Annotated in this window: 7 protein-coding genes; 4 read left to right on the top strand and 3 right to left on the bottom strand. The window is 61.9% G+C overall.

The window, feature by feature from the left end; translation table 11 throughout:
- The 3 genes from AC4FIJ_RS16410 to AC4FIJ_RS16400 form a co-directional block, all read right to left on the bottom strand.
- On the bottom strand, nt 1–197 hold a 197-nt coding region (locus AC4FIJ_RS16410), incomplete at its 3' end, for a hypothetical protein (RefSeq protein ID WP_490337696.1).
- 211 nt (nt 198–408) lie between these two features.
- Nucleotides 409–873 carry a DUF411 domain-containing protein gene (locus AC4FIJ_RS16405; protein WP_490337695.1) on the bottom strand — a complete coding sequence of 155 codons (465 nt, stop codon included), beginning with the start codon at nt 871–873 and terminating at the stop codon, nt 409–411.
- Nucleotides 870–1,556, bottom strand: a complete 687-nt coding sequence (locus tag AC4FIJ_RS16400; protein ID WP_490337694.1) for a class I SAM-dependent methyltransferase — start codon at nt 1,554–1,556, stop codon at nt 870–872. Before AC4FIJ_RS16400 ends, AC4FIJ_RS16405 begins: the two co-directional genes overlap by 4 nt.
- Nucleotides 1,557–1,707: 151 nt before the next feature.
- On the opposite strand from AC4FIJ_RS16400, the gene AC4FIJ_RS16395 reads away from it, so the two are divergent.
- From AC4FIJ_RS16395 to AC4FIJ_RS16380, 4 genes are all read left to right on the top strand, one after another.
- Nucleotides 1,708–2,004 carry a hypothetical protein gene (locus AC4FIJ_RS16395; RefSeq protein ID WP_490337693.1) on the top strand — a complete coding sequence of 99 codons (297 nt, stop codon included), beginning with the start codon at nt 1,708–1,710 and terminating at the stop codon, nt 2,002–2,004.
- Nucleotides 2,005–2,007: 3 nt separating this feature from the next.
- Entirely contained in the window at nt 2,008–2,442 is a 435-nt protein-coding gene (locus AC4FIJ_RS16390; protein ID WP_490337692.1) for a periplasmic heavy metal sensor, read from the top strand.
- A gap of 5 nt (nt 2,443–2,447) precedes the next feature.
- Entirely contained in the window at nt 2,448–3,008 is a 561-nt protein-coding gene (locus tag AC4FIJ_RS16385; protein WP_490337691.1) for an RNA polymerase sigma factor, read from the top strand.
- Between the two features lie 56 nt (nt 3,009–3,064).
- Nucleotides 3,065–3,545 (top strand): multicopper oxidase domain-containing protein (locus AC4FIJ_RS16380; protein WP_490337690.1); only part of this gene is annotated, 481 nt, incomplete at its 3' end.

Here is a 3,545-nt window from a genome sequence, read left to right as displayed (position 1 = left end):
CCCGCCGCGCCCGCGAGGAACCCCGACAGGGTCAGCCATTCGAACCACGGAAGGAGCGGTGCCCAGGCTTCGTGCATGTGAAACCGCTCGGGCGCGAGCACTCCAAGAGCGACGCATAGCAGATAGCTGAGAAGCAGCAGCAGGCTGAGCGTCCAGCCCCATGCGAGTATCGAACTCTTGATCGATCGTCGTTCCAACGTGTTTCTCCTCTTTTGCGATTGTCGCACTGTCACAAATTGAAGGGTCTGGGGCTGGTGGGGGCAGCCAACCCCAGACCCGGCGGGAAAATCGGCAGGCGTCTTTGCGCCCATCCCGGTTCACCCGGGTTTGTGTCGGTCCCCCGCAAGCAATCCGCTGCACATCGTTGGCGCGATGGTTCCTGAGGCCTCCGTTGCAGGCTCCCCACACTCACGGATAAGATGCAAAGACGCGCTGTCCGCCCGGGCCAAAGGCAATGACCTCGTAGGGCTGGTTCCGCCCTCCGGCCTCCATGCCGGGCGATCCCAATGGCATCCCCGGAACCGATAGACCTGCAACACCGGCGGGACGTTCGCGCAGCAGCTTGGCAACGGCTTCGGCAGGCACGTGGCCTTCGATTATGTATCCATCGACCTCCATCGTGTGGCATGACCACAGTTCCTGGGGTACCCCCCGCGCGGTCTTGATTGCCGCCATGTCGTTGCTGTCGACCGATGCGACCTTGGCTTCCATCCCTTCTTCGACATGGCCTGCCCAGCTGAGGCAGCATCCGCATCCGGGATCGCGGTACATCGTATAGGTCGCCGCCTGTGCCACGTTGGAACAGGCTGCCAGCACCAGCAGGGCCGCGGCGGCGACCGGCCGCCGGAGCACCGAAACCTTCCTTGAAATCATTGCGCAATTCCTTTCTTGTACCCGCGCCAGAGCGAGATTGTCCCGGTCACTGTGGGAATCCGGCCAAGCAGCCGGGGCTCCGAAAAAATCTCGGCAAACAGTTTTTCGACTTCGCCGTCTGCGCTTGGTTGCGTGTCCCTGACACCGTCGAGCGACTGGACCGTCGCTCTGAAGAGAGCGCGCATCAGCTTGCTGTCCTGTTTCATGTAATCCGCAATCAAGACTGTCCCGCCCGGCACGAGCAGGGTCTCGATGGTTTCAAGGATAGCCTGCTTCTCTCGCAAAGGGACCTGGTGAAGGACCAGGCTACTGACGATCTTGTTGGGTTGCCATCCATCGGGCAACTCGAGGTCGCCGAGAAAACCGTCGTGCCATTTGAGGAGATCGGCTCCTGCGCCGAATTTGCGTCGGGCAATCGCAAGCGCGGCCGGGTCGGGTTCGACACCGATCAGCCCGGCTTGCGGACAATCCTTCATCAATGCCTTAAGAAGAGTGCCGGTTCCGCTGCCAACATCGATCACCCGGTCGCCTGGGGCAAGATGCAGCTCTTCCACGATCTTTTGTCGCCAGAGATTTTCGCGGGTGAACAGACCGATTGCCCGGTCGTAGAGCGGCGTAAGGAAGCTCTTGCCCAGCAAAGGTGTGAAATCACGGCTATTTTCGGGCGCGGTGGCATTATTCATGACTAGGCTCCCATTCATCCCGGGTACGACCCGTTTCTGACAGACCCATCTCGATTACGTACGGCTGCAGTCATTCCCTCAAAAAAAGAAGTTTAAGGGTTTGTGCAGACGAGCGCGTATAGGACAGGTGCAACCCACAGGAGTTTTTCGGATGCGCGACAATCAGTCTCTCGATGCGGTGCTCGGGTCGCTTTCCGCCACCGCCGCCAGCGAAGTCCCTCCCGACTTCATGGATGGCGTCTGGCAACGTGCCGGACAGCTCGGTGAAATTGCCGATCGTCGTCGGCGGGCGGCTTTGTTTGCCGGTCTTTTCGTCGTCGGGCTCGGGGCGGGCGCGGGAACCAGCGGATGGCCCGGGGGCTATGCTGCATCGCCGGCGCCGTTCGGTGAAAGTCTTATCCTCGGCGAGCAGCTGTCGCCGTCAGCGCTCCTCCACGTGGAGCAATAAGATTTGAAGACGACGCATATTATTCTCGCGGTGCTGCTGGCAGCGCTCGCCGGGTGCCTCGGCGCTCTTGCCGCAGATCGCTGGGCCAATCACGAAGCCGGCTCTGGACTGCACGATTTCGTGCATGACGAGCTCGCTCTCACCGCCGATCAGGAGCAGCGTCTCGATACGCTCGAAGCGCGTTTCGCGGTCGAACGGGCACGGCTTGAAGGATCGGCGCGCGCAGCCAACGCCCGGCTCGCCCAGGCTATGGAAAACGAGCATGAGTACGGCCCCGAAGTTTCGGCCGCGATCGATGAGGTGCATGCGCGCATGGGCGATTTGCAGAAAGCGACCGTGCGCCACGTCTTCGATATGCGCGAGATTCTCGATCCGGACCAGCAACGCCAGTTCGACCGCAAGGTGTCTGAAGCCCTCACCCGCAACCCGCGGGACTGAAACGCGTGGCAGGGGCGGACGACAATCCTGACGAATCCCTTGTTTCGCAGGCACGGGCCGGAAATAGGCGTGCCTTCAGCCAGCTGGTCGAAAACGAGACCGGGCGGCTGCTTGCGTTGGCCACTCGCATGCTTTCTTCTCCTTCCCAGGCCGAGGACGTGGTTCAGGACAGTCTCGCATCGGTGTGGCTGACGCGCCATCGGCTCGATCCTGACAAGCCGATCGCACCCTATCTGACGACCGTGGTCCTCAACCGCTGCCGGGACCGTTTGCGCAGGCGCAAGGTCGCAGGCTTCTTCGGCTTCTCGGGTAGCGATGAGCTTTACACCATTGCGGACGAGCATCCTGGACCCGAAGCGCTGGCCGGCTCCAGGGAGGAACTCAATCTCGTCCTTGCCGAGATTGCGCGTATGCCGGTGCGCCTGCGCGAAGCGCTCGTGCTCGTGAGTATCGAGGGGCGCAGCCAGGCCGAGGCGGCCGACCTTCTCGGCACGACCGAAAAAGCGATAGAAACGCGCGTCTATCGCGCGCGCAACAGATTGAAAGAGCGCTTCGAGAAACTTTGAGGGGTGGGACTTCTGCGCGCGTAAGGAACGGTAAACGTGATGTCAGGAGCCTTTATATGATCGCCGTCAATCGTCGCAAGTTTCTCGGAGCCGGAGCAGGGGGAATGGGCTTGCTCGGCCTTGCCGGGGCAATGCCGGCCTGGGCCCGCGGGGCGGACATCCTTGCAGGAAACGCCCGCAAAGGGCTGGACGAGGTATCCGGGCCGAATATCGACCTCACTGTCGCGCGGTCTGCCTTTGCAACCGGCAACAGACGCGGCGGCGCCATCGCCGTCAACGGCACGATCCCCGGCCCGTTGTTGCGATTGCAGGAAGGCACTACCGTCCGATTGAACGTCCATAACCAGCTCGACGAAGACACCTCGATCCACTGGCACGGATTGCTTGTGCCGTTCGAGCTCGATGGCGTGCCGGGCGTAAGCTTTCCCGGCGTCAAGCCCGGAGAGACCTTCACCGCTGAATTCCCGGTGCGCCAGTCCGGCACCTACTGGTGGCACTCGCATAGCGGCCTGCAGGAACAGGCCGGGCATTACGGCG

The organism is Croceicoccus sp., from assembly GCF_983967925.1.
The sequence above is the reverse complement of the archived record's forward strand: the minus strand, read 5'-3'. Positions and strand labels throughout refer to the sequence as shown.